11 protein-coding genes and 1 pseudogene are annotated in these 22,417 nt (G+C 41.1%); 10 read left to right on the plus strand and 2 right to left on the minus strand.

The annotated features are described in order from the left end of the window. Positions 1-5: 5 nt before the first annotated feature. From BN2425_RS15775 to BN2425_RS15815, 8 genes are all read left to right on the plus strand, one after another. Positions 6-689, plus strand: coding sequence for a DUF624 domain-containing protein (locus BN2425_RS15775; protein WP_042461453.1), 684 nt, complete (start codon positions 6-8; stop codon positions 687-689). Further along, positions 686-2,410 (plus strand): heparinase II/III domain-containing protein, encoded by a 1,725-nt coding sequence (locus tag BN2425_RS15780; RefSeq protein ID WP_052352899.1) that lies wholly within the window; start codon positions 686-688, stop codon positions 2,408-2,410. The genes BN2425_RS15775 and BN2425_RS15780 overlap by 4 nt, the downstream gene beginning before the upstream one ends. Then, entirely contained in the window at positions 2,403-4,244 is a 1,842-nt protein-coding gene (locus tag BN2425_RS15785) for a DUF2264 domain-containing protein (protein WP_052352900.1), read from the plus strand. The genes BN2425_RS15780 and BN2425_RS15785 overlap by 8 nt, the downstream gene beginning before the upstream one ends. A gap of 385 nt (positions 4,245-4,629) precedes the next feature. After that, positions 4,630-5,976: an ABC transporter substrate-binding protein gene (locus tag BN2425_RS15795; RefSeq protein WP_042461458.1), complete on the plus strand. Its 1,347-nt coding sequence runs from the start codon at positions 4,630-4,632 to the stop codon at positions 5,974-5,976. Between the two features lie 51 nt (positions 5,977-6,027). After that, positions 6,028-7,866, plus strand: a complete 1,839-nt coding sequence (locus BN2425_RS15800; protein WP_042461461.1) for a cache domain-containing sensor histidine kinase — start codon at positions 6,028-6,030, stop codon at positions 7,864-7,866. Further along, on the plus strand, positions 7,844-9,466 hold the full coding sequence (locus BN2425_RS15805; RefSeq protein ID WP_042461464.1) for a response regulator transcription factor: 1,623 nt from the start codon (positions 7,844-7,846) through the stop codon (positions 9,464-9,466). Before BN2425_RS15800 ends, BN2425_RS15805 begins: the two co-directional genes overlap by 23 nt. A gap of 232 nt (positions 9,467-9,698) precedes the next feature. Then, entirely contained in the window at positions 9,699-10,823 is a 1,125-nt protein-coding gene (locus tag BN2425_RS15810; protein WP_042461467.1) for a glycoside hydrolase family 88 protein, read from the plus strand. Positions 10,824-10,874: 51 nt separating this feature from the next. Next, a complete protein-coding gene (locus tag BN2425_RS15815; RefSeq protein ID WP_042461470.1) occupies positions 10,875-13,928 on the plus strand; it encodes a glycoside hydrolase family 2 TIM barrel-domain containing protein in 3,054 nt (1,017 codons plus the stop codon). An 88-nt stretch (positions 13,929-14,016) separates the two neighbouring features. On the opposite strand, the pseudogene BN2425_RS15820 reads toward BN2425_RS15815, so the two are convergent. Both BN2425_RS15820 and BN2425_RS15830 read right to left on the minus strand, forming a co-directional pair. Beyond that, positions 14,017-15,204: pseudogene (locus BN2425_RS15820) on the minus strand (IS3 family transposase). A 104-nt stretch (positions 15,205-15,308) separates the two neighbouring features. Beyond that, entirely contained in the window at positions 15,309-15,827 is a 519-nt protein-coding gene (locus BN2425_RS15830) for a hypothetical protein (RefSeq protein WP_042461476.1), read from the minus strand. A gap of 578 nt (positions 15,828-16,405) precedes the next feature. Here BN2425_RS15830 and BN2425_RS15840 point away from each other — a divergent pair. Next, positions 16,406-20,209, plus strand: coding sequence for a glycoside hydrolase family 30 protein (locus BN2425_RS15840; protein ID WP_042461480.1), 3,804 nt, complete (start codon positions 16,406-16,408; stop codon positions 20,207-20,209). A gap of 185 nt (positions 20,210-20,394) precedes the next feature. Beyond that, the gene (locus tag BN2425_RS15845) at positions 20,395-22,359 is read left to right on the plus strand and encodes a glycoside hydrolase family 127 protein (RefSeq protein WP_042461482.1); all 1,965 of its coding nucleotides are present in this window, start codon (positions 20,395-20,397) and stop codon (positions 22,357-22,359) included. Positions 22,360-22,417: the final 58 nt, after the last annotated feature.

Below are 22,417 nucleotides of genomic sequence, written 5' to 3' on the forward strand. Positions count from 1 at the left end.
TCTGTATGTTTCGAATGAATCTGTCACATTTTCAATATGCTGCATTGTTTAATTATGGCTATTGGTTTCTCATGTTAAATCTATATTTTGCACTTGCTAATATTCCGTTAATAGCGGCTTTCGTGCTATTGCAGCTGGTTCCATCCAATCTGGTTTACTATTCGGCTGCCCTTATTCCGATGGGCCCAGCCCTTGCAGCCTTAATTGCGGCCTTGAAAAAAATAGTAGTTGAAAAAGATATTAGTGTAACAAAAGATTTTTGGAGATTTTATAAGGGGAATTTCTCAAGCTCTATGAAGCTTTGGCTCGTTACTCTTGCCCTGCTATTCATACTAGCAATGGATATGGCGATGTTTGCCAACCAATCAATCTTTGCGATTGTTTCTCCTTTATTTATTATATTATCAATCCTATTAATCAATATGGCGATATGTGGCTTGGTAATTCTTACAGAAACGAAACATACCTTAAAAACACTTTTGATTCTGTCGTTCTATTATGCTATCAAAAAGTTTTATCTTACTTTCCTGAATCTGTTTCTGGCAAGCTTTTTCCTGCTTATTTTGTTTATCAAGCCTGTATTTGCTTTCATGGTGCTGCCAAGTCTCATTTTCTTCTTGATAGTGCGTAATAGTTCAGCGATTTTTCGAAATGAAATGACAATCATTAAAGGAAGTGCCCAACATTGAAATCGATAGAGGAGTATTTCTCCGGCCATCGTATAAATCAACCCTATACAAAGGTATTTCAAGATGAAGTAGAACAGCATATTAAGACACTAACCAGTGATAAAACGCTTCTATTGCCCAAGTTTGAAGGCTATCTGGCTTACTTAGAAGATGGCAATCGAAAGCAGTTAGAGGACGTCTATTTTAAGCGCAGAAAAGATGCCACATCTTTAGCGCTTTATTTGCAATGGGAGCAAAATGAAGAAAAATGGCGCCTATTCGAAGAAATGCTATTCTCTATTTGTCAGGAATATAGCTGGGCTCTGCCTGCCCATATTCGCATCAATGGCGAAAAAAACAGTTATACAGATGCTTATGAAACGGTAGATTTATTTGCATCGGAAACGGCACACTTTTTGGCAGAGTGTACGGTTCTTTTTAAAAATAAGTTAACTCCAGCATTATTAAGCATAATGAAAACGGAAATTCAGAGACGGGTATTAATCCCATTCGTAAATCGGGAATGGAAGTTTGAAAGACTTACGAATAACTGGAGTGCCGTCTGTGCCGGGTCCATCGGAATGGCTGCAATGATTTTGTTAGAAGATGGGGAAACTAGGCACCGGATCCTACAAAGGGTAGAAAAGGCGATGGAATGCTTCTTGCAAGGCTATGGGGAAGATGGGGCCTGCGTGGAAGGAATGGGCTATTGGGTATATGGGGTAGGTTACTATAGCTATTTTGCAGACATGTATGAACAGGTCGAAGGGAAGGACTTATTTACAGCCTCCAAATGGCGAAATATCGCAGCCTTCCCATTAAAAGCCATGCTGCCTTCGGGGAATTACCTTCCTTTTTCGGACTCACCCGAGAAAGTGTCCATTCCTTCCGGCTTAAATGCGTTTTTCTTTAAAAAGTTTGGGATTGTTCCTGCACAAGAAACAGCCGTAACAGACTTTCACTTTGATCATTGTTACCGCTGGGGCCACCTTAGCCGGATATTGTGGTGGAGTAAGCAGGAAGTAAGAGATTCCTTTCAACAACTAAATGGTGAGTTTATTCTCGATGATGCAAAATGGGTCATAGTAAAGCAGCCTGATTTTTATTTTGCCGCTAAAGGCGGACATAATGATGAATCCCATAATCACAATGATTTGGGGCATTTTGTTCTAGGTGATGCCAAGGGGTTAGTTTTTGATGACTTAGGTGCTCCGGTTTATACGGCTGATTATTTTGGAGAGAAACGTTATGAATTTGTCCATACAAGATCTTTCTTCCATTCTGTTCCATATTTGGATCATCAGGAGCAAAGGGAAGGCCGAGACTATCAATCTTCTATTGAAGAAATTAGCCAAGAACCTGGTCGACTTTCGGTTGTGTATGACCTTCACAAAGCTTATTCAATCACAAAAGATAGTCAGTTTACACGTACCTACACATTAGCGGCAGGTGAACGGGAACTTAGGATTAAAGATGCTTTTACGCAGCCAATTCCCTATGAAACACACTTTATCACAAGAATAAAGCCCGACGTTTTCTCAGAGACCCTTAGTTGGAATCATGGACAATGGACTCTCCATTTTGACAAGGAATTATTTATGTTTGAGTTGGAAGAGCTGGAAATAAGCAATCATTTTGGCGAAAAGGAAACGGTCTTCAATTTGAAGTTTATTTCCAAAGATCATAATAGACTTGAGTTTGATATAAAGGTATCTTGGCTGGATGGTGAAAAGGATGAATAAGGTAGAAACAATGAACGCAACAAGCAGGAAGGATATTGCTGATATTTTAGAAAAATTAGCGGATCCGCTATTACCGCATTTTGACCAAGATGGACCCGGATTGAAGTTTGACACAGGCGGTACGCATTACAGTGAAAAAACACGTCAGATGGAAGCCTTATTCAGACCGCTGTGGGGAATCGTCCCATTGCTTGCCGGAGGGACAGAATACAAAGGACTGGAATCATTTATCGGCAAACTTAAGGATGGCTTTAATCCGAAGCATCCCCATTACTTTGGGGAAACGAATGATTACGACCAGCGCCTTGTGGAAATGGCTGTGATTGGGTTAGCCCTATGCATTTGCGGGGATAAGTGGTTAAGTTACTTTTCGGAATTGGAACAGAAGCAGCTCCATGCCTGGCTAAATCAAATCAATGAGCGAAATATTCCAAGAAACAACTGGCTTTTCTTCCGAATTTTAATTAATCATGGATTTCGTCTTAATGGCTTGGCCTATGATGCAGCAAGGCTGAAGGAGGACTTGGAGACGGTCCACTCGTTTTATCGGTCTGAAGGGTGGTATGTCGACGGTTATCCCGACCAAGTAGACTATTATGTGGCGTTTGCCCTCCATTTCTACGGATTGGTGTATGCAAAAACAGCGGTTGAGGAGGATCCAGATGCAAAGATTTTTATTGAGCGGTCCAAGGAATTTGCCCAATCATTTGCTTGCTTCTTTGATGGAAATGGGGCAGCTGTTCCATTTGGCCGTAGTATGACTTATCGCTTTTCCCAAGTGGCATTCTTTAGTGCCGCCATCTTTGCTGAGGTGGAAGTATTGCCATATGCAGAAATGAAATGGTTAGTGGTCCAGCACTTAAAACATTGGATGAAACAACGCATTTTTAGCCATGAAGGTTTGCTGACTGTGGGCTACTATTATCGAAATCAGGTGTACACGGAAGGATACAATGCCTTTGGTTCACCTTATTGGGCATTTAAGACCTTTTTGTTATTGGGTCTCCCTGAAGACCATCCTTTTTGGCTAATACCTGAGAAGGCCCCGAGCCTTCCTGAGAAAAAGTTAATTGCTCCGGCGCGGATGTTGGTGACACGGGACCAAAGCAATCACCAAGTTCAGTTGTATACAGTCGGGCTGCATTGTGAGCCACATACCCATTGTGATGCGAAATATGAAAAGTTCGTCTATTCCAGCGTATTTGGCTTCAGTGTTTCGAAAGGCCAATTGAACTTAAGGCAGGGAGCTTATGACAATACGCTTGCTGTCAGCTTGGATCCTGAACGGTATTATAAAATGCGTTATGAAAAGTCAGCATATCAAATTACGGAAAATTATTTGGCCACCGAGTGGCATCCATACGATGGCGTTAAAATACGGAGTATCATTGTTCCGTTTACACCATTCCATTTCCGTATCCATTTAGTGGAAACAGATAAGACGATCTATCTGGCTGATGGAGGCTTTGCTCTTGGGTTTGACATTGATGGTGCTGACATGCAAAAGAATATGGTAATGGAGCCTGAACATTTCAAGGTTAACAATGGTGAACATCAGGCTGGGGTGCTAGATTTTAGTCATCATTCACAATTGGAGTTTGTTTATGGTGAACCAAATTCGAATATCATTAGCCAACAAACCTATATTCCAACGGCAAGAGATCACGTGGCACCTGGCAAACACATCCTGATTCATGGATTTTATGGGGCAATGATGGAGGATACACTAGCTGAGCCTAGTTGTTCGATGGAAGAAAATGCTGTTGTTTTATCTGTTGGCCCAAATAAGGTTTCAATCCCAAAATTACTATTAGATTTAGAAACAAAAATTTAAGCGTGAAGGAACTAACCACGAGTAGTTTCTCAAGAATACGACCTTTTACAAAGAAGGAACCCTTCCTGCTTTGTAAAAGGTCTTTTCTTTACATGATTACAAAAACAAGGAAGGCAATTCATTTTTTTAAAAGGTTTAAATGAAGATAGTAAAAAATATGGCTGGATGCATCAAAATAACGTTAAATTGAAAATTTTGGCTTCCTTTATAATAAAGAGGAAGTTTCGAAAACAAGACGAAGCTTCTCCCCCAATCTCCTCCGGGAGGAAAATACCATGTCATATTTCCTCTCAAACTAGTATAATAAATTTGTACCAGTTTGAGAAAATTTGATAGGAATTTTGAAAGGGCTTTCTGTTGAAGCTCGACTCCTGGGGGGTGTAGAATGAAGAAAAAAATATGGTCTTTATTTATTTGCACCATACTCGTTTCCGGCCTAATTGCCGGCTGTTCGGACAGCGAAGGCAAGGTTGCGTCAGCTCCAAAAAAGGACAAGAAAATCACATTGAAATTCTATTCCCACGGGACCGAGGCGAACTACAACTGGAAGAAAACCATAAAGGCATTTGAAAAAAAGTATCCAAACATTGATATTGATTTAGTGGTTCTTAGTGATAAGGGAGACACGAGGGAGTCTATCAAAAAGCTGGACCTTGCTGCAGCATCGGGAGAACAAATGGATGTTCTGATGTTCAGTGATTCTGCTAGTTATGCTCAACATGTCAATATGGGGATGGCTGCACCCTTGGATGAATTTATTAATCATGAAGGATATAAGGTTTCAGAGGAATACAAAGTAGATACTCAAATAAATGGAAAATATTATGCACTGCCCGGTAAATTTAATCCATGGTATGTCTTGCTAAATAAAGATCATTTGGATGCAGCAGGACTTAAGGTGCCAACGGACTGGACCTGGGACGAATTTATGGAATATGCTAAAGCGCTTACTAGGGACGGCCATTACGGAACATACTTTCATGGACCACAGGACGGAGGCTGGCTGGAGTATATGAGGCTTGCACTTGCTAGTGAGCCTGAAAACTCTGAATTTGTAACGGGTGATGGGAAATCAAATTTAGACAACCCGCTGTTTAAGAAGTCACTGGAAATCAGACTTAAAATGGAAAAACAAGACCATTCGGCTGTTCCCTATGCGGATACGATTTCAAAAAAGCTTCATTACCGGGACGAGTTCTTTAACCAACACGTAAGTTCCATCATAATCGGGAGCTGGATGAACACAGAACTTGGCGGAACAGGCCTTTATCCACTCAGCTTTAATGTAGCTGTTGCCCCGTTCCCCAAAAATAAAAAAACGGATACTGGTGGATACACGCTGGTGACAACAGACTATATGGCGATTGCCGCCAATTCCAAGCATAAAAAAGAAGCTTATACGTTTATTCGCTGGTATACGACGGAAGGACAAATTGTACAGGGTAAAAATATTCCATCGTGGAACAAGACTAGTGACAGTGAGATAACAAAAATAATAGACAAGGTTATTAGTGGCACAAAGCATCCCGAAAAAGTGGATAAAGAGTCATTAAAAAGTGTGATACTGGATGCGAAGTCGTCCAAGTTTATTTCTCCGGCCCCTTATCAGGAAGAAATATATAAAGTTATTAATGAAGAATATGAAAAGCTAATTTTTGGTGAACAAGATATCGATGAAACAATAAAAGCATGTCAAGCAAGAACACAAGAGATTATCGAAAATAATCAATAAAACTGGGCAGGGGTAGTTTAGTCGACCAACTTTGATTAAAGGACTGAGCATATGGTGAAGCAGATTCAAACAATACTGTCGGCTCGTTCATTTCGTTATAAAGTAATTTTCATCTCCATCATCTGCTTGCTCATACCGGCAGCGATGACGTTATTTATCTATAACTATTTGACAAAAGATACTATTAGGGATCAAGCGTTATCGAATGCTAATCGGGAGTTGACCATAGCGAATGAATATGTGCAAAAGCTCTTCGAGGATATGATGTACATTACAAATTTCATCCAAGTAGATGCTGAAATGAATACTCTATTAAAGAGAAAATCAAAAGATACGATAGGGACATCCCCTGACCAAACCTATCAATTATTTATGGATGATAGCAAAATCAACGAAACAATTGATAATATCACGTTGCTCGGAGGAAAATCCTACGTCACCATCCTCTTAAAAAATGGAAAATCGTATACCAATTATTCGATTAATGAATATAATCCGACTGATTTATTTCATGAAGAATGGTTTAAACATTTAAACCAAACAAAAGGATACGAATCCGTTTGGATTGGCAGTGAACCAACCGTATTTAAATCGGAGAAGAAAAAGAATCCCTATCAAATATCTGTTGCCAGGACATTAAGGGATGAAAATTTAAACATTTATGGCTATGTTATCGTGACCATAATGGAAAGTAAAGTCAGTGAAATATTCAAAAACATGGATGGCCAAGAAGAAATGGTACTCTTGGATTCCACTAATCACATGCTTTCTAGCAGTAATCATTCAAAAATAGGGAAATTATTTGAGTACAGAAATCAGTTAAAGGAGAATAATTATTCAAATGTTTTTCGGGTTTCCAAGAAGAACTATATCCTTGCGGAGCATAAAATTTCTTTCACAGGCTGGAAGCTAGTTTCCGTTGTCCCTTACAAAGAAGCAACCAATAAAGTGAATTCCATATTTAACAAAGTCATTTTAGTACAAGTTCTGTTTTTCGCCATCTTTATCCTCCTAATGATTTATTTATTAAGGACCATTACAAAGCCGATTGCCCGTCTAGGAACAGTTGCGGACAACGTTCAGCAAGGAGATTTAACCATCCGCTCCCGGATTCACAGCAGGGATGAGATTGGAAAATTATCAAAATCATTTGATCAGATGCTAGACCGCATCAATGAAATGATTGAGGAAATTACCATGACGGAGGAGAGAAAAAGAAAAGCGGAACTGGATATGCTCCAAGCGCAAATCAATCCACACTTTCTATTTAATGTTCTGAATTCCATCCGAATGAAGGTTATGGTAAAAGGAGACAAAGAAAGTGCCAATATGATCAGTTCGTTGTCAAAGCTGTTGCGCATGACGATATCAAAAGAGAAAAAGACGATCGCTTTTCATGAAGAAATTCAGATTGTCTCAGACTTTATCAACATTATGAATATGCGGCAAAAAGAAAAAGTAAATGTGGAATTATCAATAGAAGAGGAAACAAACTCCATCATGATTCCCAGATTTGTCCTGCAGCCGATTATTGAAAACAGCATTATCCATGGTCTTAATCAGAGTGCAGGGACCATTAAAGTCATGACAAAGGCCGATGACACTAAAGTAATGATTGTGATAGAGGATGATGGGCAAGGGATGGACGAAGAGAATTTGATGCAGTTGAAGAGCAAACTCATCCCATCAAATGGCACTGATTACTCGAATAGCAGCAATAAAAAAGGCTTTTCTTCATTGGGTCTGTCAAATGTATATGAACGGATGTATATGTCGTTTGGCCCAGAATTCAAAATGGATATAAAAAGCGAACCAGGCAAGGGAACTCAGGTCATCCTGTCCATCCCTAAAGGAGGCATGAAGTCTAATGTACAAAGTAATGCTAGTTGATGATGACTATCCGGTAGTGGAGTTTTTATCTGAAACGGTTCAGTGGAAGGAACTGGGGATAACGCTTCAAAGCACTCATGAAAATGGAATAAGCGCATTGGAAAGAGCAATGGAAGAAATGCCTGACATCCTAATTACTGATATCGGAATGCCAAAAATGAATGGGATCGAGTTGACCAAACGACTAAAAGAGATTAATCCCGACCTGCAGGTGATTATATTATCCTGCCATTCGGAATTCGAATTTGCCAAACAAGCGTTAAAACTTCAAGTTCAGGATTATTTAGTTAAAGATACATTTGACCCCCAAGATTTGTACAATGTAGTTCTGAAGGTAAAAGAATCCCTTGACGACAAAAAACAGCAGACATTTGAGCAGCTTCAAATGCAGCATTTGTTGGACAGAAATAGAGAGAATGTAAAAGATCAATTCATCCGGAGAACCATTCATCAAACCCAAATACCTGAAAAGGAATGGTTCATGGATGCCAAGGCCCTGGGACTGGAATTAAATGAAGAAAGTTACATGGCGACACTTCTATTAGTCCATGATTTTCACAAAGTGAATGAACGGTTTCAGACCGAGGATATGCTCACCTATGCCCTTAATAATGTCATGGAGGAAGTAATGAAAGAGTTGAACTGGAATGCCCTTCACTTCTGCTTCAGTCCAAAAGAGTTCATCCTTTTATTTCCGTATTCTCAACCCATCAATTTAGATCCCTTTAATAAATCCTATGAAAATATGAAAAAGCTACAGAAGGCGTTGAAGGGGATATTGAATATTGAGGTATCGTTTTTGATTGGCGAGAATGTCTCCAACTTATCTAATTTAAAACAGGAGCTGTCCCAGCTATTAAATGCAAAGCATCAGAGTTTTTATATGCAGAAAGGCTCTATTGTAAAAAGGGGGACCTGTGTTCCTGCAGAGTCCGAAGACTTGTTTTCCTATTACGATAAAGCATCGTCGGATTTCAGAGAACTGTTGTTAACGAGAGATGAAAGCAAGTTAGATCCCATTTTCTCCAAATGGTTACAATTGATTGAAGAAAAGAATTACTCACCTGAGCAGGTAAAGGAATGGATCCTAAAGCTTCTGTTAGATCTCAAGATTAGGCTGCAGGCCTCGCATTATTTTCGTTCCGGGCATTCGATGGAATGCCTTCATCAAAAAATCCTGACTTGCGACTTTTTATGTGAGTTAAAATTCCTTCTAATCGATTACTTTAAAACGTTATTACACTTCTTAAATGAAGTTTACAATCGGACGAAACGCAAGGAAATTTTGGATGCCATCGGTTATGTTTCTGCTCATTTGGAAAAGAGGATCAGCCTTGAAGAGGTTGCGAGTCATCTGTACTTAAACCAGAGTTACTTTAGCCGATTGTTTAAGAAGGAGATGGGGGAAACCTTTGTTGAATTTGTGACCAAAATGAAAGTTGCCAGAGCTAAAGAATTGCTAGAACAAACAGCCGGCTCTGTTGGGGAAATTTGCGAACGGCTTGGTTACGATAATCAAAGCTATTTTATAAAGCTATTTAAAACTCATGTGGGAGTAACCCCTGTTGAGTATCGAAGCGGAAAAGTTTCAATAAGTTAAAATATTCTTTGTATTCAGGTCCAGTGTATGGCTGGGCTTTTAATCTTATAGGGGAAAGATTGGTCAAAAATGTTTATATAGTAATCAAAATAGTGTTAATCATCCAATCTGCCACTAACCTATAATGTAACTAAAAAAGATAACCCAGGAAACGGGTTGCCACATTTTTGAAAGCGATTCCCAAAGGTGCGCACCCCATTTGTTTCTTGGATAAGCAGGAAAGGTGAGAAAAATGGCAGAACAATTGCACTGGATTAATGAGGCGTGGGAGCAAGTAACAAAAAGAGTAACGAGAACAAGCAAAAGGATCGGTGCTAACTTTCCACATGCAAGTGAAAAAGGGTCATATATTTTGGAAGAGCCGTACTGGTGGACGGCAGGCTTCTGGCCTGGCGTCCTATGGCAAGTTTATCGGGAGACAGGGGATGATGCTCTAAAGCAACTGGCTCAAGAATGTGAGGCAAAGCTCGATAAGGTCCAAAATGATTATTACCGTCTCGATCACGATATGGGGTTTATGTGGACATTAACCAGTATTGCCCAGTATAAGATTACTGGAAATGAAGATTCCAAACGGCGGGCCTTGCTTGCTGCCAACCTTCTGATGGGGCGCTTCAACGTCAATGGAAACTTCATCCGTGCGTGGAATCCATGGAGTGAAGGAGAAGACAACAGAGGGGTCGCAATCATTGATTGCATGATGAATTTGCCGTTACTTTACTGGGCTTCTGAGGAAACCGGCGATCCTAGGTTCAAAAGTGTTGCCAAACGGCATGCTGATACAGTGCTGGAACATTTTATCCGGAGTGATGGAGGGGTTCATCATATTATTCGATTCGATCCTGATACCGGTGAAAAAGTGGAAGCGTTAGGAGGGCAAGGTTATGCCCCTTATTCTGCTTGGTCTAGAGGAACCGCTTGGGCAATTTATGGTCTGACATTAAGCTATCACTATACAGGAGAAGAAAAATACCTAGAAACAGCTAAAAGGGTCGCCCATTTCTTTATCTCTCATCTGCCAGAGGATTTTGTTCCTGTTTGGGATTTCCGACTTCCAGCTGAAGTCGCGTCCCCAAGGGATTCTTCCGCAGGTGCCATTGCTGCGTGCGGTCTCCTGTTATTAGCAGAAAAAGTACGGACGGAAGAATCACCTGTTTATCAAAAGGCCGGGGAGAAAATCCTTGAATCGTTATATAAAAATTATGGTGAGTGGGAAGGGACGGAAGAAGGACTGATTCTTCATGGTACCAGCCATTTCCCTGAAGGAAAATTCACCGATAATCCGTTGATTTATGGGGATTACTTTTTTGTCGAAGGACTTGCGAGTTTAAAAGGGTACAAGGAATTATTTTGGTAGAATTTCAATTCCTCATTTTTATATAAAATAGATAGGATGTGTGAAAAGTTTATGACGGTGATTCCAAACATAAGAAAAACCATTCCAACGATAGATTGGCTAACTGATGTAAATGTGTTTGCGGTTAATCGTGTTCCGGCGCACTCGGACCATGAATATTATGAATCAGTGGAAGAAGCCCAAAATGGTGCTCCCATGAGATTCCGTCAGGATTTGAATGGAAATTGGAAGTTTAGCTATAGTGTGAACCCGGGCATCCGCCCGGCTGAATTCTATAAGACAGATTTCCAATGCTCCGGGTGGGGAGACATCACAGTTCCTGGACATATCCAGCTGCAAGGTTATGGAAAACCGCAATATGTCAATACCATGTATCCATGGGATGGGCACCATGAGATTCGGCCCCCGGAAATTCCTGATGAACATAATCCAGTTGGCAGCTATGTTAAGTATTTTGAAGTCCCAGCCCGTTTTCAAGATAAACCGGTTTATATCTCATTCCAAGGAGTCGAGTCCGCATTCTTTGTTTGGTTAAACGGGGAGTTTGTTGGTTATAGTGAGGACTCGTTTACTCCGGCTGAGTTTGAACTGACTCCTTATCTAGTGGAGGGAGAGAATAAGCTTGCCGTTGAGGTATATCAACGCAGTACCGGAAGCTGGCTGGAGGACCAGGATTTTTGGCGATTTTCAGGAATCTTTCGCGATGTTTATCTCTACACAGTGCCGGAAATACATGTCCAGGATTTATTTGTCCGCCCGGAACTGGACTCCACTTTTACCAAAGGGACATTGAAAGCAGATGTAAAACTTCAAGGGCAGGCCCCTTCAAAAATAACAGCCGAGTTGGTGGATGCAAAAGGGAATCTCGTTGCCAGCACCACCGGGAACGAGAAGGAAGGAAAATGGTACATCTCCATCACTGTAGACAAGCCTAACCTGTGGAGCGCGGAAAATCCTTATTTGTATAAATTATATCTCCAACTCTATAACGAGTTTGGACAATTGGTAGAAGTTGTTCCACAAAGGATCGGTTTTAGAAGATTCGAGCTCGTTGATAAAATCATGCGGCTCAATGGCGAACGGATTGTCTTCAAAGGGGTAAACCGCCATGAATTCAATCCCCGCCGCGGACGTGCCATTACAAAGGAAGATATGCTATGGGATATTAAGACGTTGAAGCGAAATAATATCAACGCAGTAAGGACGTCCCATTATCCTAATCAAAGCTATTGGTACCAGTTATGTGATGAATATGGAATTTATGTCATTGATGAAATGAATTTGGAAACACACGGCTCTTGGCAAAAGATGGGCAAAGTAGAGCCATCTTGGAACGTTCCGGGCAACAGGCCCGATTGGGAGAACATTGTCATGGACCGGGCTATTTCGATGGTGGAGAGGGACAAGAACCATCCTTCCATTCTGATTTGGTCGTGTGGCAATGAATCCTATGCCGGAGAGGTCATCCTGAACGTATCCCATTATTTCAGAAAGACCGACCCAAGCCGCTTGGTTCATTATGAAGGGGTATTCCATAACCGTGATTATAATGAAACGAGCGATATGGAAAGCCGTATGTATGCTAAACCTGATGCTATTGAAAAATATCTGACGGAAAACCCAGAAAAGCCGTACATCAGCTGTGAGTACATGCATGCTATGGGCAATTCAGTGGGGGGCATGTATAAATATACCGCGTTAGAACAGAAGTATCCGATGTATCAAGGTGGATTTATTTGGGATTATATTGACCAAGCCATATATAAGAAGGACCGCTATGGCAATGAATACCTCGCATATGGCGGTGATTTTGGAGACAGGCCGACAGATTACGGCTTCTGCACAAATGGGATTGTGTATGCCAATCGGGAGTTGTCACCAAAGATGCAGGAGGTTAAATTTTTATATCAAAACTTTAAGCTTCTGCCTGACCAAACCGGTGTAACCATTAAAAATGAAAGCCTGTTCTCGAATACGAGTGACTATGAATTGGAATATGCCTTGTTCATAGAGGGGCAGGAAGTATACCGTAACACGCTGGCTGCCGCTGTCGGACCGCAAAGCACGGGACACTTTGAGTTTAACTGGCCTGCAGGCATCATGGCAGTTAATGGTGAGTACTGTGTCCATACAGCTTTAAAGCTGAAGGAGAGCACGGCATGGGCGGAGGCCGGGTATGAGATTGCGTTTGGGCAATATGTCTTCCAGTCTGGTTCAAAGGAGTTAGCCCTCCCTAAAGGTGAATTGCGGGTCGCTCATGGAGATGTCAATATTGGCGTACATGGCAAGGACTTTACGGTCATGTTTTCAAAGCAGCAGGGAAGCTTGGTTTCTTTGAATTACGCAGGAAAAGAGATGATTGCCCTGCCGCCGGCTCCATTATTCTGGAGAGCAACGACAGACAATGACCGGGGATTTTCCCAAGGCTTCCATTCTGGGCTTTGGTATGCGGCCAGCTTAACAAGGAAATGCGTGGATACCCAAGTGGAGGAAAACAAGGGACAAGTGACTGTTAGCTTCACGTATACGTTCTCAATTAACCAGGAGATTGAGGTGAGAACAGCGTACACGGTTTATCCTGATGCTAGTGTACGGGTAAAAACGGCGTATAAAGGTGCCGAGAGTCTACCGCAGCTGCCGATTTTTGCGTTTTCCTTTAAGGTTCCTGCAGATTATAATCAACTAGAGTGGTATGCAATGGGGCCGGAAGAAAATTACTCTGACCGAAACAAGGGAGCACGACTCGGTATCTTCCAAAATAACGTAACAGACAATTTATCAGGCTATGTGATGCCGCAAGAGTCCGGCAATCGTACCGGTGTCAGACGAGTAAGCTTGACGGACGGAAATCAGCAGGGAATGGAAATACGTTCTTTAACAGAACCATTGGAGTGCAATTTTTCTCCATATACAGCATTCGAGCTTGAGAACGCTCAGCATGTTTACGAGCTGCCTAACATCCACTATACGGTTGTCACTGTGGCTGGCAAGCAAATGGGAGTCGGCGGGGATGATAGCTGGGGGTCACCGGTTCATGAGGAGCACCTCCTCAAGGCGAATGAAAACCTGGAATTTGAATTTATGATTCATAGAGTTGGCATGTAATTGAGTAGACGTGAATTAGTGTTAGAACAAAAACGCCCCCGTAGTAATAGACTGACATAGGCATATGAGACAATAATAAAACACCTTCTTAGGCTGCCATACTACCATATTCTAATGGTGTGTGGTAGCCTAATTTTTCTTGGATACGCTCATCATTGTAATATTTAATATATTGGTCCACTTGCTCTCTGACCGCCTCTAAAGACATTGAATTAAACTTCACGTACTGGAATCCCTCTGATTTTAGATTTGAGTGGAACGACTCAATAACTGCATTATCCCAACAGTTCCCCCTTCTTGACATACTACTTACCAGGTTCTTCTCTTTTACTATATTTTGATAGGCATATGAAGTATATACACTACCTTGATCCGAATGGATGATAACGCCTGTAGGGTTTCCTCTTACTTCTAACGCATCTTTTAATGTATCTATAACTAAAGGTGTTTGTTGATGTGTATACAGTTTATAAGACACAATTTGATTATTGTATAAGTCCATTATGGTCGATAGATAGAGCGTAGATGAACCATATTGTATGTAAGTGATATCCGTTACCCACTTTTGATTAGGCAAAACTGCCTTAAAATCACGCTCTAATAGGTTGGGCGCAATAATAACCGATTCTCCTTGAGATTTCCATTTTCGTTTGGGTTTCACTCCGCACTGTAAATGATGTTTCTGCATAATGCGTTGAACTGTGTTTCGATTTAGCTTTATTTGATAATTACGTTTTAATAATTGTGTAATCTTACGGTGCCCATAACGATATTTCGTTTCAATACATACTGAAATAATTGTCTCTTCATACCTGGACAATTTGACTTCTTGATTGGATGCCCAACGATAGTAAGTAGCTCTGGGGACATTTAGAGCTGCTAAAATAGCTGTAACAGTATACTTTTTACGCAACCTTTGTACTAACTGGAGGACTACTGCTTTCTCAACTCCTTTTCGATCTCCAAATACTTTTTTAAGATTTCATTCTCCATTTTTAAATGGGTAATTTGACTCTCTTTCTTTTCCTCAGCACTTTGATAATCCGGCCCATGTCCATAGGTGTACTGTTTACCAATCGGCTGATTAAATCTGTTTACCAATCGGCTGATTAAATCTGTTTACTTGATTTTCACGATACCATTTCATCCATGTTTTAATTTGAGATACATTTTTTATCCCATAATTTTTCATAATTTCTTGATTTGTAAACTGCCCACTCATTTTATCCTTAACTACTGCCCACTTTGTTTCACTTGAATAAACGTTTTTGCCCACGCAAAAACACCTCCGAATTAGTACTTTTAATAAGTGTACCATTTCGAGGGTGTTTTATAGTGTCTCATTTCAGTAGGTTAGTCTATAAAGGAGGCGTTTTTGTTCTACTTTTTATAAATCAACGGCATGATGGACCAGCTCATAAAGGCGCAGCAGGTACCGATTAAAAATAAGAATGCGAAGGTAAAGGTTGTTTTTCTAACTCGATTGGCCTCTCCCGCAAAAACGTGGCGACTTAAAAGGAAAGAATATATTGGGAAAAGGATAAGTGTTGTAACAAAGAGCATGAAATTAAATCGATAATCGGCAAATGAGAATGGAATCATAGCCATCGGTTTATCGGATGGATCAAATAAAATTAAAGGAATGAAAAGTGGAAGTGTCACCATACCAATTTTCCAAATGACCTGTTTTCTACTTTGACGATTGTTGAACTTCCAGTAAAAGAACCATCCGAATCCATAAAAGCATGCGAAAATAAGTGTTTCGATAATAAGTGGTGATAGGTGCTGATATGGCAAAAACAATCGAATAAAAGAGAAAAGAATATATAGGATGCCCCCATATAACAATTGGAAAAGCGAACCTAGCATTCCACCCGATAAAAATTCTAAATACCTCAACAAAGTAGACCTCTTTCTTCAAAAATATGTCCTGTATGTGTAAGTCCGAATTTTCCTAATATTACCTACATATTACCATAAAGCGGCGCTTGCCTCTCACTTTTTTCAACAATAATGTTGATCTTTTTAACACTGTTGATAGGAGAGAAAGGCGCTCGACTAGTGCTGGAGTACGGGGCTCCCCGGCACGCCCACGGGAATGCTTAAGCGACTGGAGCGGAAATCAAAGGCCAAATTTAACAAAACCTTTTTAAAAAGTATGGAAGGAAAAAGATGTAAAAAAAACAATGAATCTAGTCAATATAATGCTATATGGATGAAAAGAATCTATGAAATAATGAAAGCGTTATCAAAGTTCCTTTGGAAAATAGGTTTTTAAAAAAGGAGGGATCTGATAAGAATTTTACAAAATGTTTTTAACCCCTAAGAATGACAGCATGCAAACACGCCTCCATAGAATAACCTCAGAATCTTTCAGTAATGCCAGGTAAGTTCATAAAACTCTAATAGAAATAGCGCAATCATATGTTGATTTCGTTTTTTTTGTCTTGAGCGAAAAGAGGGGAAGATTTTAAAAAATGGGAAGAAAAAAGGCTAAAAAGATATTCAGGGGTCTATGTGCGGCCTCCATGGTATTGGGATCCGTTGGATTTGTCGGTGCCAATGTTTCAAAGGCGGATGTCATCACGAAAACCATTACAATCAACGGCAACGATACAGATCAATATAATCGTTTTAAAGGCTTTGGAACGGTCACGGCCAACAATACATCCCGATTATTGCTTGATTACAAGGAAGAACATCCAAAAGAATACTGGGAAATCATGAACAAACTGTTTAATAAAGACACAGGGGCTGGGTTAACGCATATTAAAGTAGAGCTTGGAGCCGATGTAAACTCCTCATCGGGTACGGAGCCTGCCACGATGCGATATGCGGATGAACCAGCCAATGTACTTCGAGGGGCGGGGTTACAATTTGCCGCCGATGCCAAATCAATCAATCCAAATATCTCGGTTGAAATCCTGCGCTGGGGTGAGCCGCGTTGGACTTGGAACGGAGCAGAAAATAACGAATACGAGAACCGCTACCAATGGTATAAGCAGACTTTCGATGCGATTTATAAAGAGTATGGTTTTAAACTGGACTATATTGGAATCTCTCAAAATGAGAGAACCCAAAATAATAATGTTAGTGATAGTCGTAACGAAGTGGACTGGCTGAAATTTTTTACTTCAAGAATCAAGCAAGAACCCAACTATGATACAGACTATAAAGATATTAAACTGGTTGCAGCCGATGGGTATCGTGATACCAAATCCATCAGCCAAGTGCTGCTTAACAATCCGGATCTAATCGATGAAATTGATGTCATCAGCTCTCATTATGGACTGACGGGGTCAAATGAACTCAACCAATTGCAAAATAAATTGATTTCAGAGGGCAAACAGCCTAAAGAAAACTGGGTGTCCGAGGGAATTGCCCCAATGATCAATGCCAGGTACCGTGAAAACATGGAGCCGAATTATAATGGGCTTGGCGGAAAAGCAGGAATCATTGATGTCACATCAAGGATTATTTCTGTCTATAACTGGACCGGTGCGGGCAATACACCGCTTAATGCCGTTTCATTTGACTTCCAGCCTTCTGTCGCAGCTTTCTACGAAGGTGCTGCCTATAATCCAAAACACCTGATTAGCGCGTACGACCCATGGTCCGGTTTTTATGAAGCGGATGGCGGCTTAGAAGGTGTCCGTCATGTAATGAACTTTGTCGGACAGGATGATCTCTCCACCCCAGAAGATGAGAGCTGGATGTATGTAAAAGGGGCAACCTATAGTGACGGTGCCTTCTTCGACGGTGGTGTCGATGTCGATACGAGCACACACAATTATTTAACCTTAAAAGATCCAAAAACAGATGACTATACAACCGTTTTTGCCAATAATACAAAGAATACCCGAAAATATACGATTAAACTTGAAAACCTAAAAGAGAAAGAAGATGCCCCTGTCTATGTTTGGGAAACCCGTGGTTCCGATAAGGGAGAAAGCGTGGATGCCAACTGGTTTAAAAATGTGGGTAAGGTAACACCAAAAGACGGTGTATATGAGATTGAAGTAAAACCGTATTCTATCGTAACCATTTCCACATTAGACAAGAAGTCAGAAGTGGAAGGCTTTGAATATCAACCGGAACCGGTGGATGTTTCAAAAGACACCATCTTGCCGTTGCCGTATACCGACGATTTTGAATACAAAAAATATCCTGTCGATGAAAAAGGCAGGGATTATGTGGACCGCCGCGGTGGAACTCCACGATACACGACTGACCAGATGGGCGCTTTTGAGGTTGTGAAAGAAGCATCCCAACCTGCAGCAAGTGGGAGTGCTGCACGTACTGATCTGCAAATTCCGGATGCAAAGGCTCATGGAAACATGCTGCAGCAAAAAATGACTCCAGACATTATTGGAGCAGATTGGGCCGTTTGGGGAGGAAAGGATGGAACCGCATCTTCCAGCAATCCATTTACCAATATTGGTGACCATCGCTGGGTCAACTATAAAGCTTCCTATGACTTTTTACTAGATACGCATACACCTGAAGCAGCAGGCAGAAGCAACTATGCCTTAATTGGTGTAAGACAGGTGAAAGCCGGCGGCACGGATTCCAATGCGCCATACAATGCCCGTATTTTTGCGGATGGTAAATATGAAATTCTTAAGCTTGGAAAAGTGGAAAAGAGCGGAACGATTGAAAACTTCGATAACAAGGTATGGCACAATCTAGCTTTTGAAGCAAAAGAAAATGTGTTTACCCTGTATCTGGATGGAAAAGAAATCGATGCCTTTACGGACAAGGATTCCAGTGTTATGGCAGGCAGAGTAACAATTGGATCTGGTTATTACGAAACCCTGATGGACAACTTCCGTGTGGATCCGGTTAAAGGCTATACTTATACTTCGGATAAAATCGACAGTGCTCAAGGCAAGAAATATGATTCCGAAGAGGCGGCTTTGAATAATAGGGATACCTTGAATCCCATTGCCTATCTTGGCCAATGGGATTATACCCAAGCCGGTTATGCTCATTTTAACCGTACCCAAATGACGGCAACAACGACTGTTCCGGTATGGAACGGTGTAACCGTCGGACACAAGGACTCTACTGCGGTGCAAGGTACACTGAACAAAGTATTCTACTCTTCAGGTTGGTCTTCCAACAGCAGCAACGCGTGGGCTTCCGTTGGCGGGTCACTTGAAATTAAATTTAAAGGAACGGAAATCAGATTGTTCGGCGAAACCAATCCATCAAACGGCAAAGGTGACGTTTACCTCGATGGAGAGTTAGTCGGTGAAGCGAATTACGTAAATAATAGCAGTGTGACGCAAATGGTCTGGTCTGCTGCGGATTTGGCAGATAAAGAGCATACTCTGAAAGTGGTGGCTAAAGAAAAGTACATTAGCTTTACCAAAGCTGAAATTGAAACAACTGACCCAGTATTAGCCGTCCAAAAATTAGGACCGACTGATATTGTTAAAACATCAGATGAATCAAAGATTGAAAATAAAGAAAACACGGTTTATCTCTTCAGAAAAGGATCTGACTGGGGATCTAATACCACAAATGCGTGGGCGAATTTCAATGACAGTCCGTATGTTCTTATTAATTTCACTGGATCAGGAATTGACTTTTTGGCTCAACCTAATGCTGCACAAAAGTATAATTTTGAGCTTGACGGTACAGATGCAGGCAACTTTAGTGTAAATGCCAACGGTGTAATGTATTCAGTCAGAGATCTAGAAGAAAAGGCTCATACGTTAAAGGTATCTCTTAAAGATAATGCTAGAACCGAAACCTACATGGATTATCGCGGTGTTAACATCTATAGCACACCAAAAGCAGATAGTCCTAAGAGCAGCATGGTCTTCCATTTTGATGGATCTGGTTTCAATTTGTTTGGTGCAACTCCGGATGCCTTGATTGACGTTTATGTCGATGGCCAATTGATTGATGAGAATTACAGAATCTACGCGAAGGGCGACCGGCAAACGTCTTATAACGTTCGCGGACTAAAAGATGCCAAGCATACAGCTAAAGTCGTGATTAAAGGCGGTACCTTTACTTTGGATGGTATTGACGTCATTACTGGCCGAAATAAAGTGGAAGTGGATAAAACCAAACTTCAGAAAGTGTATGATGATAATCAAAGTCTAGACCATAAGAATTACACTGATGAAAGCTGGAAAACCTTCCATAAAGCATTTCAATCAGCCAAAGAGGTATTGCAAAATCCTGAATCCACGCTAGAGCAAGTGGTAGCCGCAAAGACCTCTTTACAGGCAGGAGTAGAAGGATTGGTTGAGGTACCTAACAATTAGTTAAATTCAGTTACAGAATAATGAAAGAGGCCTGTGCCACTTAAAGAGGTGGCATCTGGCCTCTTTCATTATGTGTGACTATAACATACTTTTTATAAATGGTATTTATATCCAATAAAGAGTTATAATGGAAGAAAATTATACAAACCTATGAATTAAAACTATTTATAATTAAGGTGATAATAATGGGAATAAGTCCTAAAGGTAGCTATCAAGCGGTTCCTCTTCAGAAAGTCCAAATAAAGGATCCATTTTGGACAAAGTATATGAATCTAGTAAAAGACACTGTGATTCCGTATCAGTGGGAGGCATTAAACGATCGGATAAAGGATGCTGAACCAAGTTATGCCATCCGAAATTTTGAAATTGCAGCAGGCAGAAAAAAAGGCGGGTTTGGCGGGATGGTTTTCCAGGATAGTGATGTGGCGAAATGGCTTGAAGCAGTCGGATACTCTCTTTCTGCGGAACGAAATCCCGACCTGGAGAACACAGCGGACGAAGTGATTGATCTAGTTGTTGAAGCGCAACATGAGGACGGTTATTTAAATACCTATTTTACCATTAAAGAACCGGGAAAACGATGGACCAATTTGTATGAATGTCATGAATTGTATTGTGCTGGACATATGATTGAGGCAGCAGTAGCTTATTATCGCGCAACCGGAAAGCGGAAACTGCTTGATGCGATGTGCAAATTTGCTGACCATATTGATGAGCATTTTGGAGTAGAATCCGGAAAAATCCGTGGGTATGATGGACATCAGGAAATAGAACTTGCACTAGTAAAACTGTATCAAGTCACAAACAATGAGAAATATTTAAAGCTAAGTCAATTTTTCATTGATGAACGAGGCACAGAGCCTAATTTCTTTGTTGAGGAGTGGGAGAAGCGCGGAGGGATGTCCCATTGGTCGGGACGCAGAGTACCTGCACCTCATTATCCAAAGTATAATCAAGCACATGTACCGGTTCGGGAACAGACGGAAGCGGTTGGCCATTCCGTCCGTGCGGTCTATATGTATACGGCAATGGCCGACCTTGTAAAATACACCAATGATGAAGGCCTACTTGAAGCATGCCGACGTCTATGGGAAAATATGGTCCATAAGCAAATGTATATTACGGGAGGCATTGGTTCCACTTATCAAGGTGAAGCTTTCACTTTTAACTATGACCTGCCCAACGATACAAACTATGCGGAAACTTGTGCATCTATCGGATTAATTTTCTTTGCCCAACGAATGCTTCAGCTAGAAGCGAAGGGGGAATATGCAGATGTCCTGGAGAGAGCGTTATATAATAACCTGATTGCGGGAATGTCAGCCGATGGGAAGCATTACTTTTATGTCAATCCCCTTGAAGTGTTACCTGAAGCGAGTGAAAAGGACCCAGGAAAACGGCATGTAAAACCGGTGCGGCAAAAATGGTATGGCTGTTCCTGCTGCCCGCCGAATGTGGCTCGCCTTGTCTCTTCATTAGGTGAATATATTTTTACATACAATGAGAATACAATATTCACCCATTTATATATTGGTAACGAAACAAATGTTACGCTTGCTCAAGGCAATGTCCATTTAGTGATGGATAGTGATTATGAATGGAACGGTCGTGTGAAGGTTACGGTGAATCCAGAACAATTCATTTCCTTTACATTGTCATTCCGTGTGCCAGGGTGGTCCTCTGCCGTTAGGTTTGTTGTCAATGGACAAGAACTGACTCCGGAAATTCGTGATGGTTATGCTTATATTCACCGCCAATGGCAACAAGGGGATCAGATAGAACTGCAAATGGATATGGAAATCCAGCGTCTGTACGCCCATCCAGAAGTAAGGGCAAATGCAGGGAAAATCGCTTTGCAACGGGGACCGTTCGTTTATTGTTTAGAGGAAGTGGACAACGGTAAGACGATTGGTTCGATTCTATTGCCATCAGATGCCGTGTTAATGGGTAAATTCGACCCATCCATCTTAAATGGTGTGGTGACTATAGAAACGTGTGCTGTTCAAGAAGAGAAATCCGATTGGGGTCATACGCTTTACAGGACCAAGCCAAAAGAGCTTGAGGAAATACGTATTAAAGCCGTCCCGTACTTTGTTTGGGGAAACCGGGAACCTGGGGAGATGAGTGTTTGGATCCGGGAGAAAATATAAATTCCATTTGTATAGACATAATGAAATGGAAATGGCCACTTGAAACCAAGCCTAAAAA

This window comes from Neobacillus dielmonensis, from assembly GCF_000612665.1.
GTDB lineage: Bacteria > Bacillota > Bacilli > Bacillales > Cytobacillaceae > Neobacillus > Neobacillus dielmonensis.

Bases quoted from the DNA above. Each gene is read 5' to 3' on its own strand.
- BN2425_RS15775 (WP_042461453.1), top strand. From the start codon at position 6: ATGTTTCGAATGAATCTGTCACATTTTCAATATGCTGCATTGTTTAAT.
- BN2425_RS15785 (WP_052352900.1), top strand. From the start codon at position 2,403: ATGAATAAGGTAGAAACAATGAACGCAACAAGCAGGAAGGATATTGCT.
- BN2425_RS15795 (WP_042461458.1), top strand. From the start codon at position 4,630: ATGAAGAAAAAAATATGGTCTTTATTTATTTGCACCATACTCGTTTCC.
- BN2425_RS15800 (WP_042461461.1), top strand. From the start codon at position 6,028: ATGGTGAAGCAGATTCAAACAATACTGTCGGCTCGTTCATTTCGTTAT.
- BN2425_RS15805 (WP_042461464.1), top strand. From the start codon at position 7,844: ATGTACAAAGTAATGCTAGTTGATGATGACTATCCGGTAGTGGAGTTT.
- BN2425_RS15810 (WP_042461467.1), top strand. From the start codon at position 9,699: ATGGCAGAACAATTGCACTGGATTAATGAGGCGTGGGAGCAAGTAACA.
- BN2425_RS15815 (WP_042461470.1), top strand. From the start codon at position 10,875: ATGACGGTGATTCCAAACATAAGAAAAACCATTCCAACGATAGATTGG.
- BN2425_RS15840 (WP_042461480.1), top strand. From the start codon at position 16,406: ATGGGAAGAAAAAAGGCTAAAAAGATATTCAGGGGTCTATGTGCGGCC.
- BN2425_RS15845 (WP_042461482.1), top strand. From the start codon at position 20,395: ATGGGAATAAGTCCTAAAGGTAGCTATCAAGCGGTTCCTCTTCAGAAA.